Origin of the sequence: Yinghuangia soli (assembly GCF_021502675.1) — a bacterium.
Lineage (GTDB): Bacteria > Actinomycetota > Actinomycetes > Streptomycetales > Streptomycetaceae > Yinghuangia > Yinghuangia soli.
In genome coordinates, this window is the sequence record NZ_JAKFHA010000002.1 from 21,774 (window position 1) to 42,388 (window position 20,615).

Sequence of the window (20,615 nt, forward strand, 5' to 3'; positions counted from 1 at the left end):
CCGGGGAGTTCACCACCGGTCGGGCACGATGCGGAAGCGCAGCGCGCTGCCCGGCGCGGCCTGGGCGGCGTGCGGCAGGTCCGCCGGGTGCACGCACCCGATGACCGGATAGCCGCCGGTCGTCGGGTGGTCGGCGAGGAAGAGCACCGGCAGGCCGTTGGGCGGGACTTGCAGCGCGCCGGGCACCATGCCTTCGCTGGGCAGTGCGTCGCCGCCGGTACGCGGCAGCGCCGGGCCGTCGAGGCGCACCCCGATGCGGTTGCTCGCGGGCAGCACGGTCCATGCGTGCGCGCGCAGCAACTCCCAGGCGGCGGGCGGGAAGAAGCCGCTCCGCGGGCCGGGCGTGACGCGCAGCACCGGGCCGCGGGCCAGTCCCGGCGGCGGCGCCCCGGTGGCGTCCGGCGCAGCTGCGGCGGGACCGAGCGGCAGGACGGCGCCCGCGGCAAGCGGTGCGGGGCCGAGCCCGGACATCAGGTCGGTGGCCCGGCTGCCCAGCACTTCCGGTACCGCGATGCCGCCGCCGACGGCGAGGTACGAGCGGACCCCGGCGACCACCGGGCCCAGTTCGACGGTCTCGCCGGCGCGTACGAGGAACGGCGCGCCGAACGGCACCGCGCGGCCGCCCGCGGCGACCGGGCAGGGGGCGCCCGCGACCGCGAACCACCGGTCGGCGTCGGTGCGCACCGCGCAGCCGACCACGGTGGTCTCCAGCGTGGCGGCCGACTCCGGGTTGCCGACCAGCCGGTTCGCGAAGGCGTGCGAGCGCCGGTCGGCGGCGCCGGACCTCGGCACGCCGAGGTGCGCCTGGCCGGCCCGGCCGAGGTCCTGCACGGTGGTGAGTGCACCGGGCCGCACGACGGCCAGGTGCGCGGGCGCGGCGGGGAGCCCGGTCATGTGTCCGCCTCCCGGAAACGTACGCGGGTGCCCGGGGCCAGCAGTGCGGCCGGGGTCCGGGCGATGTCGAAGAGCACCGCATCGGTGGTGCCGATGATCTGCCAGCCGCCGGGGGAGCTGCGCGGGTAGACGCCGCAGTACTCGCCGCCGAGGCCGACGGCTCCGGCGGGGACGGACGTGCGCGGCTCGGCGCGGCGCGGGACCTGCAACTCCTCGGGCAATCCGGTCAAATAGCCGAAACCCGGGGCGAAACCGCAGAAAGCCACCGTGAATTCGGTGCCGCTGTGCCGCTCGGCCACCTCGCGGGCGGACCGCCCGCACAGCTCGGCGACCTCGGCGAGGTCGGGGCCGTCGTAGCGGATCGGGAGCTCGACGAGCGGGCCCGGGGCTCCGCCGCCGTCGGCCGCGGGGCGGAGGGTCGGCAGAAGAGCGGCGATGCGGCTGCGGGCTTTGGCCCCGGCGGCGGACTGACGGAATGTCACCAGCACGGTGCGGGCGGCCGGGACGACATCTTCGATGTCCGGTTCGTCGGCCCGGATGCCCTGCAAGGCGGCGTCCAGGGCGCGCACCTCGGCGGCCGAGGCGAGCTCCGCGAGGATGCCGAACGGCCCGGCGGCCAAGAGGTTCACCGGGCGGCCGGTTCGGTGCGTTGCGAGGACGCGCTGGATCGGCCTGCGCGCAGCGGCGTCATGCGAAGGGCTCCACCGCGACGCCGGCCTCCAGGAGCGCGGCCCGGACGGACGCGGCGAGCGCGGCGGCCCCCGGGGTGTCGCCGTGCACACACAGCGAGCGCGCGGCGATCCTGACCTCGGTGCCATCCGCCGCGGTCACCGCGCCGTCGCGGGCGATGCGGACCGAACGGGTCCGGACGTGCTCCGCATCGTGCACGACGGCGTGCGGTTCGCGGCGCGGCACCAGGGTGCCGGCCGCGGTATAGGCGCGGTCCGCGAACGCCTCGGGGACTGTGGCGAGTCCCCGTTCCCCTGCGATGCGGAGCACGGCCGAGCCGGGGAGGCCGAGGAGCGGCAGTGCCGGGTCGTACCGGCATACCGCCTCGACGACCGCCGCGGCCTGCACGTCGTCGTGCACGATGCGGTTGTACAAGGCGCCGTGCGGTTTGACGTACCGCACGCGGTCGCCCGCGGTCCGCGCGAACGCGTCCAGGGCTCCCAGTTGATAGAGCAGGTCGTCGGTCAGTTCGGCCGGCGCGTACTCGATGTCGCGCCGGCCGAAGCCGACCAGATCGCGGTAGCCGACCTGGGCGCCGATACGCACGCCCTTGGCGACCGCGGTGTCGCAGGTCCGCCGCATCGTCGAGGGATCCCCCGCGTGGAACCCGCACGCGACGTTGGCACTGGTGATGACGTCCATCAGTGCCTCGTCGTCGCCCAGGCGCCACTGCCCGAAGCCCTCGCCGAGGTCGGCGTTGAGGTCGATCCTGTGCTGCATCCCTGGAGTCCCGATGGCCGGTTCCGTCTTACGGAGGTGACGCTACCGGCCTTCGACGTGTCGCGGTGCCGCTCAGGCCTGCGGCTGTTTCACCGCGGCTATGGACTGGCGGGTGAATTCGACCAGGTGCTCCCGGCGGCGGGCCTGGGCCTGTTCGGACTCGGTCTCGGTGCCCAGGATGATGCGGGCCATCTGGGGCATCGTGGACTGCCAGGCGGCGACGCCGATGAGCGAGAACAGGAGCTGAGCCACGTCGGGGGTGGGCTGCACGCCGAGCTGCTCGGCGAACTCCTGCAGTTTGACGGCGTAGCTGGTGGCCCGCCGGTCCTCGTCGGGGATCGGCTCGTGACCGTAGTACAGCGCCTCCCAGAGGAGGAGCCGCAGCAGCTCGGGACGTGCGCAGTAGAAGTCGTAGATCTGCGCGACGTACTCGGCCGGGTCGTCACTGGACATCGTGACGACCGCGGTCAGCTCCTGCAGGGACTCGCTGAGGACGTGCTGGAACAGTTGTTCCTTGTTCCCGAAATACGCATAAATGCGCTCCTTGTTCACCCCGGCGCGCAGGGCGATGCGGTCGACGCGGGCGCCGGCGATGCCGTGCTCGGCGAACTCCGCTCGGGCGGCGTCGAGAAGTTTGGCTCGGGTGCGTGCGGTGTCGGGCGGCATGGCTGGATCTTATCCCCTCTAGCCAACTGCTTGGTTGGATCGACTGGCCAGGGACGGCCTGACCATGCTGCCCTAACACTTAGGCTGGCGTGGGCTGTTGTGCGTGATTTGATCTTCTCGACACCTAACGGTTTGTGCGGTGCGCCCCTGCCCGGCCGCCCGGCGATGCCGCCGAACCGACGGAAGAGGTCTGTGATGAACGACGGCATGGCGCCGGCAATGTGGACGGATCCGCAGGTCAGCGCCCTGGAGACCCAGGTCGCCGCGGTCGAGGCCGCCTTGTTGGACGCCGAGGTGGATGTCACCACGTTGCGCGTCGAACTGGACAATCTTGCGATCGTGCACCATCGCCGCCTCGGACCGCTCTACGAGCGCCTCGACGAGCTCGATGCGCTGGTCGCGGAGGCCGTCGCGGCGCGCAGCGGCGATGCCGACGACATCAGGCGTGCGCTGGAGGCCCGGGCCATCGTGGACCCGATGCCGGACATCGACGATCTCCTCGATGCGTTCGGGGGAGCCGAGGCCGGTGCGGCGCCCGAGGCGGAAGTGCGGCGGGTGAAGCCGAGTGACGAGGCCCGCCGCCTCTACCGCGAGCTGGCCCGCCGCGCGCACCCCGACCTCGCGCAGGACCCGGCGGAAAAGGACCGGCGCAGCGGCTTCATCGTGCGGGTCAATGCCGCCTACGCGGCCGGCGACGTGGCGACGCTGATGGCGCTCGACGAGGAGTGGGCGGCCGGTCCCGGGACCGCGCCGGCCGCGGCGGTGCCGGACCGCCTGGAGTGGCTGCGGACCCGGCTCGCGCTGCTGGACGCCCGGCGCACGCAGCTGGCCGCCGAGCGCGAAGCGCTGCTGGACAGTCCGATGGGCCAGCTCCTGGCGCTCGCCCCGGACGACCCGGACGGCCTGCTGGAGCACCTGGCCGAGCAGCTGCTGTCCCGCATCGACGACCGCGAGAAGGAACTCGCGGGCCTGCTGGGGTGAGCCGCACGCCGGGCCGCGCCTCGGCTACTCGTGGGGCTGCTTGCCGGGCCGCACATGGGGCCGGCCCGGTCCGGCCGGATGGGCGTCGGCCGGACCAGGCCGGGTCGGTGGGCCGAACCGCCTCGCGCGTGCGCCGGGTCGTTCAGCGATGAATCACAAGATCTACCTGCAATTCAGGCATATCAACGATTTTGCCCGCGTGTTGCCGCACGCGACCCGTTCAGCGCGCCCCGGCTGGGCCGATCGGGGGCTTTCCGCCGGGCGCCTGGGCCGATCGGCGGACCTTCCGGTTGCGGCGGGCCGCGGCGGCGGATGCCGGACAATGGCCGTCGGGCGCTCGGGGATCTCCCCGAGTCCCGTACCTGCTCCGCACGACTTCCCTGGAGAACCGATGCACATGTCGCCCCCGGCCGTCGGCGCCGCCGAGGTCCCCGCCGACGCTTTCGTGCTCGACGTCCGCGAGGACGACGAGTGGCAGGCCGGGCACGTGGACGGCGCCGTGCACATCCCGATGGGCACGCTGCTGGGCCGCCTGGAGGAGCTGCCGCAGGACACCCGCATGTACGTGATGTGCCGGGTCGGCGGCCGCTCGGGCCAGGTCGTGCAGTACCTCGGTGCGCGCGGCTGGGACGTCGTCAACATCGACGGCGGCATGATGGCGTGGGACGCCGCGGGCCGTCCGATGGTCTCCGACCTGGGCGGCGACCCGTTCGTGGCCTGACCCTCGGGCCGGCTCCGCGCGGGCGCCGCCGTGCGGTCAGCTCTGCGGGGCCGGCCCCGCGGCCGGCGCGCGGTCGGTCACGAAGACCGCGGTGGCCTCCGCGGTCACCACGCCGCCGGCCCGGATCTCCGCGGTGGCGAACGTCTTGCGTCCCACCCGCCGGTCGAAGCGCGCCGCGAGTTCGAGCGGCACGTCGTACGGCGTCGCCTTCCGGTACCTGATCTCCAGGCCCACGGTGAAGCCCGCGGGGCCGCTCGCCGATGCCGCGACGCCGAGGATCTGGTCCAGCACCGTGGCCACCACGCCGCCGTGCACCCGCCCGGGCGGCCCGCCGTGCTGCGCGGTCAGCGTCACGCGGCCGCGGATCTCGACCGGCTCGGGCGTCTCGCCCGGTTCCGGCGGCGTGGGCAGGTTCAGGTACTCCACGCGCGGGGCCTGCGGGTTGAGGCGGCCCGAGCCGGCCTGGGTGAGGTGCTCGTAGCGGCCGTTCGGGTGCCGGACGAGCTGGACGACCGAGTCCTTGGCGCGCTGCGCGGCGCGGAGGTCCTCGGTGACCTGCGCGATGCGCGCCGCCGCGGCGGCCCGGGCGGCCGGGTCGACATCGGTCAGCACCACGGCCTCGACCAGGTCGCGGACGCGTTCGGCCAGCTCGTAGGCCTCCGGGGCGATGTCCTCGGCGGCCGGCATGTCGGCACCGAGCAGGGCGGCGAGGGTCGAGGCGGACGGACCCGAGAGGGTCGGCGCGGTGGGCTCCGGACTCATCCAGGCTCCTCGTCTTGTGCGGGTCTTGTGCGGGCGTGCAGGTGTGCCCTGCGGGCGCGTGGCGCCGCCGGACTGAACGCGTGTCAGTTGACAGTGTCAACCATGCGGACACAATTCATCTGACGGTGTATCAGGAATCGGTCGAGGGAGCACATCCATGGTCACGATCGCCGAGCTGGTCCACGCCCAGGTGGGCGACCACCGCACCGGTCTGATGTTCGAGGACCGGACCTGGACGCACGACCAGGTCGCCCGGGCCGCCGCCGCGCGGGCCGCGCTGCTGGCCGACCTGCTGCCGGCCGGTGCCGCACCGCACGTCGGCGTCCTGCTCGACAACGTGCCCGAGTTCCCGATGTGGCTCGAAGGCATCGCCGTCGGCGGCAGCACCCTGGTCGGCATCAACTCGACCCGGCGCGGCGCCGAACTGACACGTGACATCACGCACGCCGACTGCTCCGTGGTGGTCACCGAGCGGGCGCATCTGCCGCTGCTCGAAGGCCTGGACCTGGGCCTCCCCGCCGAGCGCATACTCGTGGTGGACGACCCGGCGTACGAAGAGCTGCTCGCCCCCTACGCGGACGCGGCGCTGCCGGACCTCGACGTCGACGCCGCCACCCGGCTCCTCATCGTCTTCACCTCCGGCTCGACCGGCGCCCCCAAGGGCGTCATCTGCTCGCAGGGCCGCCTGGCCGGCGCCGGCACCGCGCTCACCGACCAGTTCGGCTTCGACCAGGACAGCGTCAACTACATCTGCATGCCGATGTTCCACGGCAACGCGCTGATGGCCAACTGGGCGCCGGCGATGCGGGCGCGCGGCGCGGTCGCGCTGCGCCGCAAGTTCTCCGCGTCCGGCTTCCTCGACGACGTCCGCAAGTTCGACGCCACTTACTTCACCTACGTGGGCCGGGCCATCTCGTACCTGCTGGCCACCCCCGAGCAGCCCGACGACGCCGACAACCCGCTGCGCAACGGCTTCGGCACCGAGGCCGGCACCGTGGACATGCGCCGCTTCGAGGCCCGCTTCGGCGCCAAGCTCACCGAGGGGTACGGAAGCTCCGAGGGCGGCATGAACGTCAACTGGCGGCCCGGCACCCCGGACCGTGCGGTCGGCCCCTGCCCGCCGAACGCCGCGCTGCTCGACCCGGAGACCGGCAAGGAGTGCCCGCGCGCGGTCTTCGACGCGGCCGGCCGCCTGCTCAACGGCGACGAGGCGATCGGCGAGCTGGTCAACCTCGGCCGCAACGGCTTCGAGGGCTACTGGCGCAACGAGGCCGCCAACGCCGCGCGTTCGCGGGACGGCCAGTACTGGACCGGCGACCACTTCTACCAGGATGCGGACGGATACCTCTATTTCGCCGCCCGGTCCGACGACAAGCTCCGGGTGGACAGCGAGAACCTGTCGGTCGCCACGATCGAGAACATCCTCTCCCGGTTCGACCCGGTCGAGACGGTCATCGTGTACGGCGTGCCCGACCCGGTCTCCGGCGACCAGGTGATGGCCGCGCTGCAGCTGCGCGCCGGCGCCGAGTTCGATGCGGAGGCCTTTGCCGCCTTCCTCGCCGGGCAGGAGGACCTCGGCACCAAGATGGCACCGCGCTTCGTGCGCATCGCCGAACGCATCCCGGTCACCGCCACCAACAAGGTCAACAAGGTCGGGCTGCGCCGCGAGGGGTTCCGCACCGCGGAGCCGGTGTGGTGGCAGTCCGAGCGCGGCGCGGCGTACCGACCGTTCGGTGCGGACGACCGCACCGCGCTGCTCGGCGTCTACGCAGCGCACGGCCGCGAGAACGCCCTCGACCTGTAGGCCGGGTCCGCCGGATCCGGGCCGACGTCCCCGTTCGGGCGGCGAAGCGGGTAGCGTGCGGCTGCCGCAACAAGGACGGGGAGGGGCATGCCTGCACAGGACAGCCCGGACATCGGGGTCGAACCGGAGACCGGCAGCGGTTCCGCCGGGGGGCCGGCCGCGGTTCCGGGACCGGCGCCGGCACCTGGATCGGCGCCCGCGCCGGGAACCGCGCCGATGCCGCCCGCCCCGGTCGCCGCGATCGATCCGGAGGACCCTGCCGCCCGCTCGACGCGCGTGCAGATGGCCGCCGCCGTGGTGGCCATGCTGATGCTCGTCGGCGTCGGCTTCCATCTGCTCTTCGTGACCTTGCACGTGGCACCCCCGAACCAGGCCTCGCGCAAGTACGCGGACGCCACCGACAGCTGGATCTACCCGCTGTTCGAGCAGAACTGGCGGCTGTTCGCGCCGGACCCGCTCAACATCAACGTGCGGGTCAACGCGCGGGTCCAGTACAAGGCGGCGGACGGCACCCGCACCGAGTCGGCGTGGTTCGACCTGACCGGCGACGACGTGGACCACATCCGCGGCAACCCGTTCCCCAGCAAGGCCGACCAGAACCTGCTGCGCCGCGCCTGGGACTTCTACAACTCGCATCACGCCGACGACGGGACGCGGACCGGCGGGCACGCCCTGCTGTCCGAGCAGTACCTGCGCCGGATCGTGATCGGCCGGCTGCAGGACGCGGGCCGGGCGGACGGCATCGTCGCGGTCCAGGTGCGCGCGGTGTCCACGCAGATCGCGCCGCCCGGCCAGGGGCCGATCGAGCCGACCGTGCGCGAACTCGTCTGGTGGGAGGCGAGCCCCGATGACTTCCGTTGAGTCGACACCCGGTACCCCCGGCGGGACGCAGGCCGCGGCGGTCCCGGGCCCGGCGCCCGGGCCGCAGAGCGGACCGGTGCCGCTCGGCAAGGCCCCCGCGGCGCGGCGCGTCCCGCTGGACGTCCGGATCGCCGACGGCCTTCTCGCGTTCCTCGGCCGGATCACCGGCCGGATGCGCGGCACCTACCAGGCCGCGCTGCTGCGCATCGGCTTCGGCTCGGTGTTCCTGGCCACGCTGCTGCGCGAGTTCCTGAACCGCCGGGAGATCTGGGGCGACCAGTCGCCCTGGTCCCCGGGCATGGCCCGGCAGCTGCTCAGCGGCATCGACGGCGTCAGCATCCTGCTGGTGCGCGACGACCGCTGGTGGTTCGAGCTCATGTACGTGCTCGCCGTCGCGGCCACCGCGATGTTCGTGCTGGGCTGGCACACCCGGGCGACCAGTGTGCTGTTCTGCGTGATGGTCGTGTCGTTCAACAGCCGGTCGATACTGATGACCGACGGCGGCGACACCGTCCTGCTGCTGATGTCCTTCTACTTGATGTTCACCGCGTCCGGCCGCGTGTGGTCGCTGGACGCCCGCCGGGCCCGGCGCACCGGTCTGGGCCGCTCGCCCGGCCCCGGCCAGGAGCTCGGCGTCTTCGTGGCGCTGTTCGCGGTGGTCGCGGTCGGCCTGCTGCTGCCCTGGTGGTACTCGCTGATCGGCGCCGCGGTGGTGCTCCTCGGCCTGTGGCGGCTGCCCCTCGAACTGGAGCAACTGCGCGTCGCAGTGGTCGCCGCGATGCACCACTGCGCGCTGTTCGTGATCGCCGCCCAGGTGTGCGTCGTGTACGCGGCGGCCGGGCTGTTCAAGGTGCAGGGCTCGCGGTGGCAGGACGGCACCGCGATGCACTACGCACTGAACCTGGAGTACTTCCAGCCCTGGCCGGTGCTGTCCGGGATCGCCGACGGCGGTGCCATCTGGGGCACGTTCATCGCCTACCTGACGGTGTTCACCCAGGTCGGCTTCATGTTCCTGGTGTTCGCCAAGAAGGCGAAGTACGTCGTCATCGCGATCCTGCTGGGCATGCACATGGGCATCGCGGTGCTCCTCGGGCTGCCCGCGTTCTCCGCTTCGATGGCGCTCGGCGACCTGGTGTTCCTGCCCACCGCCTTCCTGCTGTTCGTGCAGGCGCAGGGCGCAAGGCTCCGCCCGCGTACCCTCGACAGGTGATCGAGGAGCAGACCGACCCGCGCGGCGACGCGGCCGAACCCGAGCGCGAGGTGGGGGTGGGCCCCCACCCGGCGCCGTGGCCCGACGACCCGCGCTTCGACCCGGAGCTGCTCGCCGCCGGCGACCGCCGCAACGTCGTGGACCGGTACCGGTACTGGACGCACGACGCGATCGTGGCCGACCTGGACACGCGCCGGCACGACTTCCACGTCGCGGTGGAGAACTGGCAGCACGACTTCAACATCGGCTCGGTGGTCCGCACCGCCAATGCGTTCCTGGCCCGCGAGGTGCACATCGTCGGCAAGCGCCGGTGGAACCGCCGCGGCGCGATGGTGACCGACCGGTACCAGCACGTGCGCAACCACTCCTCGGTCGCCGAACTGGCCGCATGGGCGGCCGAGGAGGGCCTGCCGGTCATCGGGATCGACAACCTGCCCGGCGCGGTCCCGCTGGAGACCACGCAGCTGCCGCGGCGCTGCGTGCTGCTCTTCGGCCAGGAGGGCCCGGGGCTGACCGAGGAGGCCTGGGCGGCGTCGTCGCTGGTCTGCTCGATCGCGCAGTTCGGGTCGACCCGGTCGATGAACGCGGGTGCCGCGGCCGCGATCGCGATGCACACCTGGATCACGCAGCACGTGGCCGCCGAGGACCTGCCGCCGAGCGGGGTGTGACGCGGCGATGCGATTCGATGCGATCGTGGCGGCCGGCGGCGCGGCGCGGCGCCTGGGCGGCCGCGACAAGCCCGCGCTGCTGGTCGGCGGGCGCACGCTGCTGGACCGCGCGGTCGAGGCCTGCGCGGGAGCGGAGCGCGTGGTCGTGGTCGGACCGCGGCGGCGCACCGCGCAGCCGGTGCACTGGGTCCGCGAAGACCCGCCCGGCGGCGGACCGGTCGCGGCGCTGGCCGCCGGCCTGGCTGCCGTGGAGGCCCCGGTCGTGCTGGTGCTCGCCGCCGATCTGCCGTTCGTCACCGCCTCGGTGACGGACCGCCTGCTCGCCGCGCTGACCGGCGGAAACGATCCGGCGGACGGCGTGCTGCTGGTGGACGCGGACGGCCGCGACCAGCCGCTGCTGGCCGCGTACCGCACCGAGGCCCTCCGCTCCGCGCTCGCCGGACTCGGCGATCCGCACGGCGCGGCCCTGCGGGCCCTGCTCGCGCCGCTCGCGCTGCGGCGCCTGCCGGACACCTCGGACGCGGCGTTCGATTGCGACACCTGGCCTCAAGTACGTGCGGCCAGACACCGTTCCGGGAGTATGGAAACCGTGCTGGACGACTGGATCGAGGCCGTGAAGGCCGAACTGGGTGTGGACCTCGACGTCGACGTCGCAGGGCTGCTCGACATGACCAAGGTGGCGGCGCACAACGTCGTGCGCCCGGCCGCCCCGCTGACCGCGTTCCTGGTCGGCTACGCCGCGGCCCAGGCGGGCGGCGGCGCGGCGGCGGTCGCGGACGCACTGCGCCGCGCCGAGGCATTGGCCGCGGCGTACGAACGCCCCGCCGACGACAGCGCCGAGGGTGCCGGACCGTGACCGCAGACCACCACGATCTTCCGTGGCCGGACGCCCGTGCCCGCGCCCGGGCCGCGGGGCGTCCGCTGCCCGCGGTCTCGCGCACGCTGCACCATGCGCGCGACCACGTCCTGGCCCGGCCGCTGACCGCGCTGACCGACCTGCCGCCGTTCGACACCTCGGCGATGGACGGCTGGGCGGTGGCCGGTCCGGGCCCGTGGCGGGTCCGCGGCCGGCTGCTGGCCGGCGACGACGGCACCGGGATTGGCCCGCTGCGGGACGGCGACGCGGTGCAGATCGCCACCGGCGCCCGGCTGCCGCACGGCGCGACCGGCGTGCTGCGCAGCGAGCGCAGCAAGGTCGACGACCGGATGCTGTTCGGCGACGTGCAGCAGGGCGGCGACATCCGCCCGCAGGGCCAGGAGTGCCGTACCGGCGACGAACTGCTGCCCGCGGGCACTGTGGTCACGCCGGGCGTCGCGGGCCTGGCCGCGGCCGCGGGCTACGACGAACTGGTCGTGGTGGACCGGCCGCGTGTCGAGGTCCTGGTGCTCGGCGACGAACTCCTCGACTCCGGGCCGCCGCGGGACGGCCGGGTGCGGGACGCGCTCGGCCCGCTGCTCACCCCGTGGCTGCGCATGCTGGGCGCCGACGTGCGCCGGGTGCGCCGGATCGGCGACGACCTGCCGGCGCTGCGCCGCGCGGTCGACGGCTCGCAGGCCGACGTGCTGATCACCACCGGCGGCACGGCCGGCGGGCCGGTCGACCACGTGCACCCGCTGCTGCGCGACCTGCGCGCCGAACTCCTGGTGGACGGTGTCGCGGTGCGCCCCGGGCATCCGATGGTGCTCGCCCACCTGCCTGGCGACCGGCCGGGCAGCGGGCGGTTCCTGGTCGCCCTGCCGGGCAACCCGCTGGCCGCGGTGACCGGCATGCTCACGCTCGCGGTGCCGCTGCTGCGCCGGCTCTCCGGGCGTCCCGAACCCCGGCCGCGCCGGGTGCGGCTGGCCGCCGCGGTGACCGGGCATCCGCGCGACACCCGAATCGTGCCGCTGGTCGGCGATGCGCCGCTGCACTTCTCCGGGCCGGCGATGCTGCGCGGGTTCGCGGTGGCCGACGCGATGGCGGTGGTGCCGCCGGGCGGACTGGGCGCCGGGGACCGTGCCGAGGTGCTGCAGGTGCCGCGATGAAGACCGTGCGCACGCCGGACGACCAGCCGTCCGACCGCCGCGGGCCGATGGGTGCGCTGGCCCGGCCGATGCCGGAGATAAAGCGCCGGCCGGTCGACGACTCGGTCGGTCCGGGCGCGGCCGCGATCAGCATCCCGCGCGACCGGCCGGGACCGCTCAAGCAGGTGCTGCGGCGCTTCGCGATGGCGCTGGGCGTGCTGTTCCTGACCGTCGTGATCGTCTACCTGGACCGGGCCGGCTACAAGGACAACACCGGCTCCGAGCTGTCGTTCCTGGATGCCGCCTACTACGCGACCGTCACGCTCTCGACCACCGGCTACGGCGACATCGTCCCGGCCAGCGAGTCGGCCCGGCTGATCAACATCCTGGTCATCACCCCGCTGCGGGTGGTCTTCCTGATCATCTTGGTCGGCACCACCCTGGAAGTCCTCACCGAACGCACCCGGGAGCAGTGGCGGCTGTCCCGCTGGAGGTCCACGTTGCGAGACCACACCGTCGTCGTCGGCTTCGGCACCACGGGCTACAGCGCGATCCACACGCTGCTCGCGCAAGGCGTGCCCAAGGAGCGGATCGTGGTGGTCGACCCCGACCCGGAGGCCGCGGCGTACGCCTCCGAGCAGGACGGCCTGGTGGTGGTCACCGGCGACGCGACCCGCACCGAGGTGCTGCGCCGCGCGGAGTTCGAGCGGGCCCGCAACCTGATCGTCTCGGTGAACCGCGACGACACCGCCGCGCTGGTCACCCTGACCGCGCGCCAGCTCAACCGCCGGGCGTGGATCGTGGTGGCGGTCCGCGAGGACGAGAACTCCCCGCTGATCCGGCAGAGCGGCGCCGACTCGGTGGTCACCACGGCGAGCGCGGCGGGCCGCCTGCTGGGCGTGTCGATGCTCAGCCCGAACGTCGGCGAAGTGGTCGAGGACCTGCTGCACTACGGCGACGGCATGGACCTGATCGAGCGGCCGGTGGACAAGCGCGAGACGGGCAAGTCGCCGGCCGAGTGCCGCGACCTGGTCGTCGCGGTGGTGCGCGGGCACCGCATGCTGCGGCACGACGACCCGGAGGCGTCCAAGCTGGCGTCCGGGGACCGGCTGGTGGTCATCCGCAGCATCGGCCCGCCCGGCACTGCGGTGTCCCGGCCCGAGCACCATTAGCAGCACCAGAAGGAGCGAGAACTCTTGTACGCGATCACGATCGATTCCCCGGGCGGGCCCGAGGCGCTGCGCTGGACCGAGGTGCCGGACGAGGAGCCGGGCCCCGGCGAGGTGCTGGTCGAGGTGGCGGCCACCGCGGTGAACCGGGCGGACCTGATGCAGCGCCAGGGGTTCTATCCGCCGCCGCCGGGGGCTTCGGAGTACCCGGGGCTCGAGGCGTCCGGGCGGATCGCGAAGCTGGGTGCCGGGGTCGCGGGCTGGGCGGTCGGCGACGAGGTGTGCGCGCTGCTCGCGGGCGGCGGGTACGCGCAGTATGTGCGGGTGCCGGTGGGCCAGTTGATGCCGGTGCCGGACGGGGTGGACCTGGTCGAGGCGGCCGCGCTGCCCGAGGTGGCCGCCACGGTGTGGTCCAACGTGTTCATGGTGGCGCACCTGCGGCCCGGCGAGTCGTTCCTGGTGCACGGCGGCTCCAGCGGCATCGGCACGATGGCGATCCAGCTGGCCAAGGCGGTCGGGGCGCGCATCTTCACGACCGCGGGCAGCGCGGAGAAGTTGGCCCGGTGCCGCGAGTTGGGGGCGGACGTCGCGATCAATTACCGCGACGAGGACTTCGTGGCCCGCATCGCCGAGGAGACCGGCGGGGCCGGGGTCGACGTGGTGCTGGACAACATGGGCGCCAAGTACCTGGCCCGCAACGTCGAGGCGCTCGCGGTGAACGGTCGGCTGGTGATCATCGGGCTGCAGGGCGGGCGCAAGGCCGAACTGGACCTGAACCAGCTGCTGGTCAAGCGGGCCGCGGTGGCGGCGACGTCGCTGCGCGGGCGGCCGCTCGCGGAGAAGTCGGCGATCGTCGCGGCGGTGCGCGAGCACGTGTGGCCGCTGATCGCGGCGGGCCGGGTGCGGCCGATCGTGGACCGCGTGCTGCCGGTCGCCGAGGCGGCCGAGGCGCACCGGATCCTGGAGGCGAGCACGCACATCGGCAAGATCGTCCTGGCGATGCCGAAGGAGTGACAGAAAACGATCGCCGGTCGAATCCGAATGTCGGTTATTGAACGTATAGTCCGCTTTTCTTAGTGTTTGTCGCATCGCCGGAACGGTCCGGTGCGTGGACGCTGGGAAGGGTGGCCGTGGCCGAGCGGAAGCGGATCCGGGGCGTCGCGGCCTGCCTCATGCTGACCTCGCTGGTGCTGCCGGCCCGGCCGGCCCAGGCGGTCCCGGTGCCGGCCGCCTCGACCGGGCCGGCCCAGGCCGGACCGGCCGAGCAGCCGGGCCCGCCGGCGCCGTCCGCCGGGCCGTCGCTCGGCATCGCGCCGCGTGCCGGGCTGCCGGGGCTGCGCCCCGATCCGGACCTGCACCCGTCGACCGCCCCGGGCGGCGCGGCGGCGGAGCACGGGCACGGGGTCCCGGGCCGGTCGGGCGCCGCGCAGCCGTCCCGCGAGGAGCGCGACGCGCTGCTGGCCCGGCTCGCGCCGTACGGTGTCCGCCCGGTGCTCGACGAGGCGGGCGCGCCGGCCCTCACCGCGGACCGCGAACTCGTGCTGGCCGGCGGCCCGGAGGCCCTGGCGGCGATGCAGGCCGCGGGCGTCGAGCTCGCGCCGGGTCCGCGCGCGGGCGTGAGCGCGGTGCGCTCCGGGGAGCGCATCGTCGGGTGGTACGTCCTGGACGATCCGGTTGCTCCTGCGCCGCCCAGCGCGCCGCCGAACGTGCCGCCTGTGCCGTCCGGGGTGCCCGGTCCGGTCCCGGCCCAACCGCCGGCCGCGCCCGTGCTCCCGAAGACCGGCCCGTCCGGCACCTTCCCGTTGGCGGCGTCCGGCGCGGTGCTGCTGGCCGCGGGTGCGGTGTTCGTCCGCATCGCGGCGCGGCGGCGGGCGCGCGGCTGACCCTCGCGGCGTTCCTGCGGCCGGACTTCGCACAACCGGGCGGCGCGGATCCCGAACCGGAACGAACCATCCCGGATCGAACCGGTGCGCCCGCGGATCCGTGTCACCGTCATGTCGCGGTCCGTCCGCGGACGGGCACCACTGCCGGCCTCCGCGCGGTGGCGTCTGGTGCAACTCCCGAGAACAGTGCAGTCTCATCAGTGGCCTTGCGCCCGACGAGCGTCGGCAAGGCGGACACATCGGAGACGGCGGCACCGGATTCGCGATAGTTTCCGGCAGTGCCGCCTCGATCCCGGCCAGTGGCCGGGAACCGACGGAGAGGCCCCTCCGGGCCGGATCCCCGGCCGGACGGGGAGTGTGGACCCCCGTCGAGCGGGGAAGGGAGGCCGGGTGCGCAGAGTACGCGACCTCATCCGGCGTGTTCCGGTCGGCCCGGTGGCGATCGCCCTTGTCATGGTCGGCGTGCTGGTCCTGGTGAACCTCTACGGCAGCAAGGGCGCGCAGGACCGCGCCGCCCCGTCCCAGCCGGTCGGCATACCCCCGCAACTGCCCGCCGAGGAGCACCCGGTGCCCTCGACCCCGGCCGCCACGGAACCGCCGGCCGCGACGCCGCCGAGCGGCGTGGAGACCTCGATGCCCGCCCCGGGCGCACCGCGCGGCAACCCGGTGCCGTCCACGCCCCGGCCCACCGCCGCGGCCACCGCGGGAGCGGCGCCGCCGGCCGCGCCCCTTCCCACCGCGACGACCAAGAAGGACGCCGGCGCGCAGGGCGTGCAGGGCGAATCCACCGGCGGGCAGGGCGGCAGCGGTTCGTCGGGCCGCTTCAAGGTCGTCGAAGTGGTGCTCAGCAGCGACCACGGGCCCGGCTCGTACGTCCGCTGCAACGACCGCGAGGAAGTGGTGCTCGCCGCGACCATCAAGGTGGACGGCGGCGAGGGCGACATCGTCTACCAGTGGTTCTTCGAGCAGACGAAGTCGTGGCCGCCGGACCAGCTGCACTTCACCGGCACCGGGAAGCGCCAGCAGAGCCTGACGATCCCGTACAAGATCCCGCTCAAGTACAGCGGCTACCGGATCAAGGGCACCGTGCAGCTGCGCATCCTGCAGCCCGCGGTCAACGCCCAGACCCAGAAGATCACCATCGACGTGATCTGCGCCTGACCGCTCGCGCGGGTTCACAGGTCGCCTCTTCGGCACCACCTCCTGGCCGGATCGCGTGGCCCTCTTGTGGAATCGAGCATACTCGGTATACATACTCAGTATGTCTATCAAGCACGGGCTGCTCGCGCTGCTCGACCAGGGGCCCCGCTACGGCTACCAGCTCAGAGCCGAGTTCGAGTCCCGGACCGGATCGACCTGGCCGCTGAACGTCGGCCAGGTGTACACGACGCTGGGCCGCCTGGACCGCGACGGGCTCGTGGTGCCGGACGGCGAGGACGGCGAAGGGCACGTCTTCTACAAGATCACCGACGAGGGCCGCCGCGAACTGCGCGAGTGGTTCGACGAGCCGGTCTCGCGGGCCGGCCGGCCGCGCGACGAACTCGCCATCAAGCTGGCCATGGCGGTCACCGTGCCCGGGGTGGATGTCGCCGCGGTCGTGCAGAGCCAGCGCGCCCACACCCTGCGCGCCCTGCAGGACTACACCCGCCTCAAGGCGCGCGCCGCCGAGGACGACCTGGCCTGGCAACTCGTCCTGGAGAGCCTGGTGTTCCAGGCCGAGGCCGAGGTCCGCTGGCTGGACCACTGCGAATCCCGGCTGGCCCGGCGCGACCTGGTCGCCCCCGCCCCCGCGCCGCTGCCCGCGGACGCCGGCGGCGGCGCCGTGCCGCCGGACACCGACGACGAACGATCCGACGACCGTGCCGCACCGCGGCGCGGCCGCATCCGACGGGGGAACCGATGAACGCACCCGTGCTGGAACTGCGCGGACTGGGAAGGACGTACGGCACCGGCGCGGCCCAGGTGCAGAGCCTGATCGGCGTCGACCTGACCGTCGACGCCGGCGAACTCCTGGCCGTCATGGGCCCGTCCGGCTCCGGCAAGTCCACCCTGCTCATGCTGGCCGGCGGACTCGACACCCCGACCACCGGCATGGTCCTGGTGGAGGGCAAGGAGATCACCGGCCTGCCGCGCCGCAAGCAGGCCGCACTGCGCCGCCGCAGCGTCGGCTACGTCTTCCAGGACCTCAACCTCATCCCCGCGCTCACCGCCGCGGAGAACGTCGCGCTGCCGCTCGAACTCGACGGCACCTCGGTGCGCAAGGCGCGTACCGCCGCGCACGCCGCGCTGGAGGAGGTCGGCGTACGGCAGCTCGCCGACCGGTTCCCCGACGAGATGTCCGGCGGTCAGCAGCAGCGCGTCGCGATCGCCCGCGCGCTGGTCGGCGACCGGCGCCTGGTGCTGGCCGACGAACCGACCGGCGCGCTCGACTCGGCGACCGGCGAGGCGGTGCTGCGCGTGCTGCGGGCCCGCTGCGATGCGGGCGCGGCCGCGGTCCTCGTCACCCACGAGGCCCGGCACGCCGCCTGGGCGGACCGCATCGTCTTCATCCGCGACGGCCGCCTGGTCGACGACACCGGCCGCCAGGAGGGCGCCGAGTCGCTGCTGGCCGCGGAAGGCACCCGATGAACCTGTCCGGCTGGCGGGCCGCGCTGCGCATCGCCCGCCGCGAGGCCTGGCGCGCCAAGGGCCGCAGCCTGCTCATCACGCTCATGGTGGCGCTCCCGGTGTTCGCCGCGACCGCCGCCGACATCACCTTCCGCAGCCAGCAGTTGGACACCGGCGAGCGGCTCTCGCGCGCAATCGGGAAGGCAGACGCGCTGGTCTGGGCCGGCATGGACAACGGCACGCCCCTGGTCCAGGCCCCCGAGGACGGCGAGAAATACACGGTCCGCGAAAACGTCATGCCGTCGGGACCCGGGGTCTCCGTGGACATGGGGAACGGCGTCACCGTCACCAGGAGCCCTGCCGGACCGCCGCCCACGCCGCCCGACGTGCGCGGCTCCATCCCGCCCGGCGCCCAAGTGCTGACCATCGCGGACGCCAGTGTGTCGATCCGCAGCAAGCACGGCCTGGCCGGCGCCGGATTCATCGAGTTCGACTACGCCGCGGCACTCGCCGAGGGCATGGTGACGCAGACCCGGGGCCGCGCCCCCAAGACCCTCGACGAAATCGCGCTCACCGAGAAGATGATGTCCATCAGCGGACTCCGGATCGGCGACACCACGACCGAGTTCGTCACCGGCAAGACCTTCACGATCGTCGGCGCCGTCGAGGTGCCCGACACGCTCCGGGCCCGGTACATCTACGCGCTGCCCGGCGCCCTGCTCGACAACCTGCGCCAGAAGGCCCCGGGGACGTTGGTGCGGACCCGCTTCCTCGTGGATGCGGAACCCGGCGCGTACCGCTGGGACCAGGTCCGCAAGCTCAACGACAAGGGCATCGTCGCCACCTCGCGCGAGGCCGTGTACCAGGACCTCCCGGACAGCGAAGTCCCTTACCGCTCGGTCGACTTCGAGGAGGAGCGGTTCAGCGAGATCGCGATCGCCATCGGCGTGGTCGTGATCGGCATGGCACTGCTGGAGATCGTGCTGCTGGCCGGCCCTGCGTTCGCGGTCGGCGCGCGGCGGCGGCGCCGCGACTTCGGCCTGGTGGGCGTGGTCGGCGGCGACCACCGGCACATCCGGACCATCGTGCTGGCCGATGGCGTGGTGCTGGGCCTGCTGGCCGGCATCACGGGCACCGCTGCGGGGCTCGCCGCGTCGTGGTTCACCCGCGACTGGTTCGCGGACATGACCGGCAAGCGGCTCGGCACTTACGACGTCCGCCCGCTCGAACTCCTCGGCGTGGCCGCGCTCGGACTCGTCATCGGCGTGGTCGCGGCGGCCGTGCCGGCCTTCCTGGCGGCCCGGGACAGCGTCGTCGATTCGCTGACCGGCCGGCGCGGCGTGCGGCACGGCTCCAAGATCCTCCCGGTGGCCGGCCTGGCGCTCGCGGCGCTCGGACTCGGGCTCGCCTACTACGGATCGAACGTCACACCGGACAATTGGGTGCTGCTGGGCGGCTGCGTGCTCGCGCAACTCGGCGTCATCGCCTGCTGCCCGGCGCTGCTCGGCCTGGCCGGCCGGCTCGGCCGGTTCCTGCCGCTGACGCCGCGCATCGCGCTGCGCGATGCGGCCCGCAACCGGCCGCGCACCGCGCCCGCGGTCGCGGCGATCATGGCGGCCATCGCGGGCGCCACCGCGGTGGTCGCCTTCTGGGCCGGCACCGACCACGACAAGCGCGCCGAATACCTGGCGTACACCCGGCCCGGTCAGGTCGCCGCGATGGGCGGCGGTGATGCGATCACGGACGTCGAGCGCCGGACCAAGGCGATCGAGGAGACCTTGCCGGTGACCGGACCGGGCGTCGTCGACGGCTACCCGTCGGGGTGCAGCGGCCCGCCGGGCACGGTCTGCGTCGGGGTCTCGCTCGAGGTGCCGGAGCAGAACCGCTGCCCGCTGTACAGCCGGATGTCCCTCGACGGGCCGCCTCCGCAGCCGACCCCGGAGCAACTGGCCGCCGCAAGCAACGATCCGCGCTGCGCGGTGTCCGGGAAGAACCAGATCTATCGCGCTGAACTCCCGGTCGGCGACGCCGAACTGGCCAAGCGCTACAACGGCATGGACGACTCCCGGATCGCCGAGGGGCTCAAGAACGGCGTGGTGGTCTTCGACAAGAGCCTGATCGCGGACGGCAAAGCCACCGTGACGGTTCGCACCATGACGATGTACGACACCTCCTTGGGCCCGCCCCCGGAGAGCGAGCGCCGCCCGCAGGAGCGGACCGTCCTGCTGCCGGCCGTGTATGTCGAGCCGAACGGCACCACGTTCGCCCGTGCCATCATCGGTCGGGAAGCGGCCCGGGTCATCGGCATCGAGCCCAAGCCGGTCCAACTCCTGTACGACACCTCCCGGATGCCCACCGAGGCGGAGGAACAGCGGGCCCGGGAGGCACTGTCCGCGCTGGGCGGTGGGTACCTGGAGGTGGAGCGCGGCTACCAGGGCCGGCCGGGTGCGCAGACGCTCCTGCTGGCCGCCGCGACCATCGTGACCGCGCTGGGTGCCGCAGGGGTGGCCACCGGGCTCGCGCTCGCCGACGGCCGCCGCGACCTGGCGACGCTCGGCGCGGTCGGCGCACCGCCGTACGTACGCCGGACTCTGTCGGCCGGCCAGAGCTGGGTGATCGCCCTGATCGGCACGGGCCTGGGCGTGGTGGTGGGGCTCCTGCCCGCCGCGGCGCTGCGCTGGCAGGCGCGGACCATAGCGGAGGAGGATGCGGAGAGGTTCCGGCAGATGGGCGCCCTGGAGGACTTCGGCATCGACGTCCCGGTCATCATCCCGTGGGCCGAGATGGGCATCGCGCTCGTCGTGATCCCGCTGCTGGCGGCAACCGTCGCGGCGGTGTTCACCCGGTCGCGCGACGGGCTCCGGCCCCGGAGCGGCTGAGCCGCTGCTCCTCCCGTCGGGGGGGGGGGGCCCGGGGGGGGGCCCGCGCCCCCGGGG

Annotated in this window: 20 protein-coding genes; 15 read left to right on the forward strand and 5 right to left on the reverse strand. The window is 73.6% G+C overall.

The features are described from left to right. Positions 1-9: 9 nt before the first annotated feature. The 4 genes from LZ495_RS04195 to LZ495_RS04210 all read right to left on the reverse strand — a co-directional run bounded on the left by LZ495_RS04195 (position 10) and on the right by LZ495_RS04210 (position 3,009). On the reverse strand, positions 10-894 hold the full coding sequence (locus tag LZ495_RS04195) for a 5-oxoprolinase subunit C family protein (protein ID WP_235050511.1): 885 nt from the start codon (positions 892-894) through the stop codon (positions 10-12). After that, a complete protein-coding gene (pxpB, locus tag LZ495_RS04200) occupies positions 891-1,523 on the reverse strand; it encodes a 5-oxoprolinase subunit PxpB (RefSeq protein WP_235050512.1) in 633 nt (210 codons plus the stop codon). Before pxpB ends, LZ495_RS04195 begins: the two co-directional genes overlap by 4 nt. Positions 1,524-1,581: 58 nt before the next feature. After that, positions 1,582-2,343 carry a LamB/YcsF family protein gene (locus tag LZ495_RS04205; protein ID WP_235050513.1) on the reverse strand — a complete coding sequence of 254 codons (762 nt, stop codon included), beginning with the start codon at positions 2,341-2,343 and terminating at the stop codon, positions 1,582-1,584. Positions 2,344-2,415: 72 nt separating this feature from the next. Then, positions 2,416-3,009 carry a TetR/AcrR family transcriptional regulator gene (locus tag LZ495_RS04210; protein WP_235050514.1) on the reverse strand — a complete coding sequence of 198 codons (594 nt, stop codon included), beginning with the start codon at positions 3,007-3,009 and terminating at the stop codon, positions 2,416-2,418. 195 nt (positions 3,010-3,204) lie between these two features. Here LZ495_RS04210 and LZ495_RS04215 point away from each other — a divergent pair, with 195 nt between their 5' ends. Both LZ495_RS04215 and LZ495_RS04220 read left to right on the forward strand, forming a co-directional pair. Beyond that, positions 3,205-3,990: a hypothetical protein gene (locus LZ495_RS04215; protein ID WP_235050515.1), complete on the forward strand. Its 786-nt coding sequence runs from the start codon at positions 3,205-3,207 to the stop codon at positions 3,988-3,990. A gap of 391 nt (positions 3,991-4,381) precedes the next feature. Beyond that, positions 4,382-4,711, forward strand: a complete 330-nt coding sequence (locus LZ495_RS04220; protein WP_235050516.1) for a rhodanese-like domain-containing protein — start codon at positions 4,382-4,384, stop codon at positions 4,709-4,711. 36 nt (positions 4,712-4,747) lie between these two features. Here the strand turns inward: LZ495_RS04220 and LZ495_RS04225 are convergent, their stop codons facing one another. Further along, positions 4,748-5,473: a PaaI family thioesterase gene (locus LZ495_RS04225; RefSeq protein ID WP_235050517.1), complete on the reverse strand. Its 726-nt coding sequence runs from the start codon at positions 5,471-5,473 to the stop codon at positions 4,748-4,750. A 157-nt stretch (positions 5,474-5,630) separates the two neighbouring features. Between LZ495_RS04225 and LZ495_RS04230 the strand changes: the two genes are divergently transcribed. From LZ495_RS04230 to LZ495_RS04290, 13 genes are all read left to right on the forward strand, one after another. After that, complete coding sequence (locus tag LZ495_RS04230; RefSeq protein WP_235050518.1) at positions 5,631-7,277, forward strand: AMP-binding protein; 1,647 nt, start codon at positions 5,631-5,633, stop codon at positions 7,275-7,277. An 87-nt stretch (positions 7,278-7,364) separates the two neighbouring features. Beyond that, entirely contained in the window at positions 7,365-8,138 is a 774-nt protein-coding gene (locus LZ495_RS04235; RefSeq protein ID WP_235050519.1) for a DUF5819 family protein, read from the forward strand. Beyond that, the gene (locus LZ495_RS04240; RefSeq protein WP_235050520.1) at positions 8,125-9,348 is read left to right on the forward strand and encodes an HTTM domain-containing protein; all 1,224 of its coding nucleotides are present in this window, start codon (positions 8,125-8,127) and stop codon (positions 9,346-9,348) included. The genes LZ495_RS04235 and LZ495_RS04240 overlap by 14 nt, the downstream gene beginning before the upstream one ends. Next, positions 9,345-10,016 carry a TrmH family RNA methyltransferase gene (locus LZ495_RS04245; protein WP_235050521.1) on the forward strand — a complete coding sequence of 224 codons (672 nt, stop codon included), beginning with the start codon at positions 9,345-9,347 and terminating at the stop codon, positions 10,014-10,016. Before LZ495_RS04240 ends, LZ495_RS04245 begins: the two co-directional genes overlap by 4 nt. Positions 10,017-10,023: 7 nt before the next feature. Beyond that, complete coding sequence (locus tag LZ495_RS04250) at positions 10,024-10,872, forward strand: NTP transferase domain-containing protein (protein WP_235050522.1); 849 nt, start codon at positions 10,024-10,026, stop codon at positions 10,870-10,872. Continuing rightward, positions 10,869-12,041: a molybdopterin molybdotransferase MoeA gene (locus tag LZ495_RS04255; RefSeq protein WP_235050523.1), complete on the forward strand. Its 1,173-nt coding sequence runs from the start codon at positions 10,869-10,871 to the stop codon at positions 12,039-12,041. Before LZ495_RS04250 ends, LZ495_RS04255 begins: the two co-directional genes overlap by 4 nt. Then, positions 12,038-13,192: a potassium channel family protein gene (locus LZ495_RS04260; protein ID WP_235050524.1), complete on the forward strand. Its 1,155-nt coding sequence runs from the start codon at positions 12,038-12,040 to the stop codon at positions 13,190-13,192. The genes LZ495_RS04255 and LZ495_RS04260 overlap by 4 nt, the downstream gene beginning before the upstream one ends. Before the next feature lie 24 nt (positions 13,193-13,216). Then, positions 13,217-14,203 carry an NAD(P)H-quinone oxidoreductase gene (locus tag LZ495_RS04265; RefSeq protein ID WP_235050525.1) on the forward strand — a complete coding sequence of 329 codons (987 nt, stop codon included), beginning with the start codon at positions 13,217-13,219 and terminating at the stop codon, positions 14,201-14,203. A gap of 116 nt (positions 14,204-14,319) precedes the next feature. Next, positions 14,320-15,072 carry an LPXTG cell wall anchor domain-containing protein gene (locus LZ495_RS44650; protein WP_235050526.1) on the forward strand — a complete coding sequence of 251 codons (753 nt, stop codon included), beginning with the start codon at positions 14,320-14,322 and terminating at the stop codon, positions 15,070-15,072. A 390-nt stretch (positions 15,073-15,462) separates the two neighbouring features. Further along, positions 15,463-16,233 (forward strand): hypothetical protein, encoded by a 771-nt coding sequence (locus LZ495_RS04275; protein ID WP_235050527.1) that lies wholly within the window; start codon positions 15,463-15,465, stop codon positions 16,231-16,233. Positions 16,234-16,333: 100 nt separating this feature from the next. Continuing rightward, a complete protein-coding gene (locus tag LZ495_RS04280) occupies positions 16,334-16,975 on the forward strand; it encodes a PadR family transcriptional regulator (RefSeq protein WP_235050528.1) in 642 nt (213 codons plus the stop codon). Further along, positions 16,972-17,700 carry an ABC transporter ATP-binding protein gene (locus LZ495_RS04285; RefSeq protein WP_235050529.1) on the forward strand — a complete coding sequence of 243 codons (729 nt, stop codon included), beginning with the start codon at positions 16,972-16,974 and terminating at the stop codon, positions 17,698-17,700. The genes LZ495_RS04280 and LZ495_RS04285 overlap by 4 nt, the downstream gene beginning before the upstream one ends. Beyond that, entirely contained in the window at positions 17,697-20,558 is a 2,862-nt protein-coding gene (locus tag LZ495_RS04290) for an FtsX-like permease family protein (protein ID WP_235050530.1), read from the forward strand. Before LZ495_RS04285 ends, LZ495_RS04290 begins: the two co-directional genes overlap by 4 nt. Positions 20,559-20,615 lie beyond the last annotated feature (57 nt).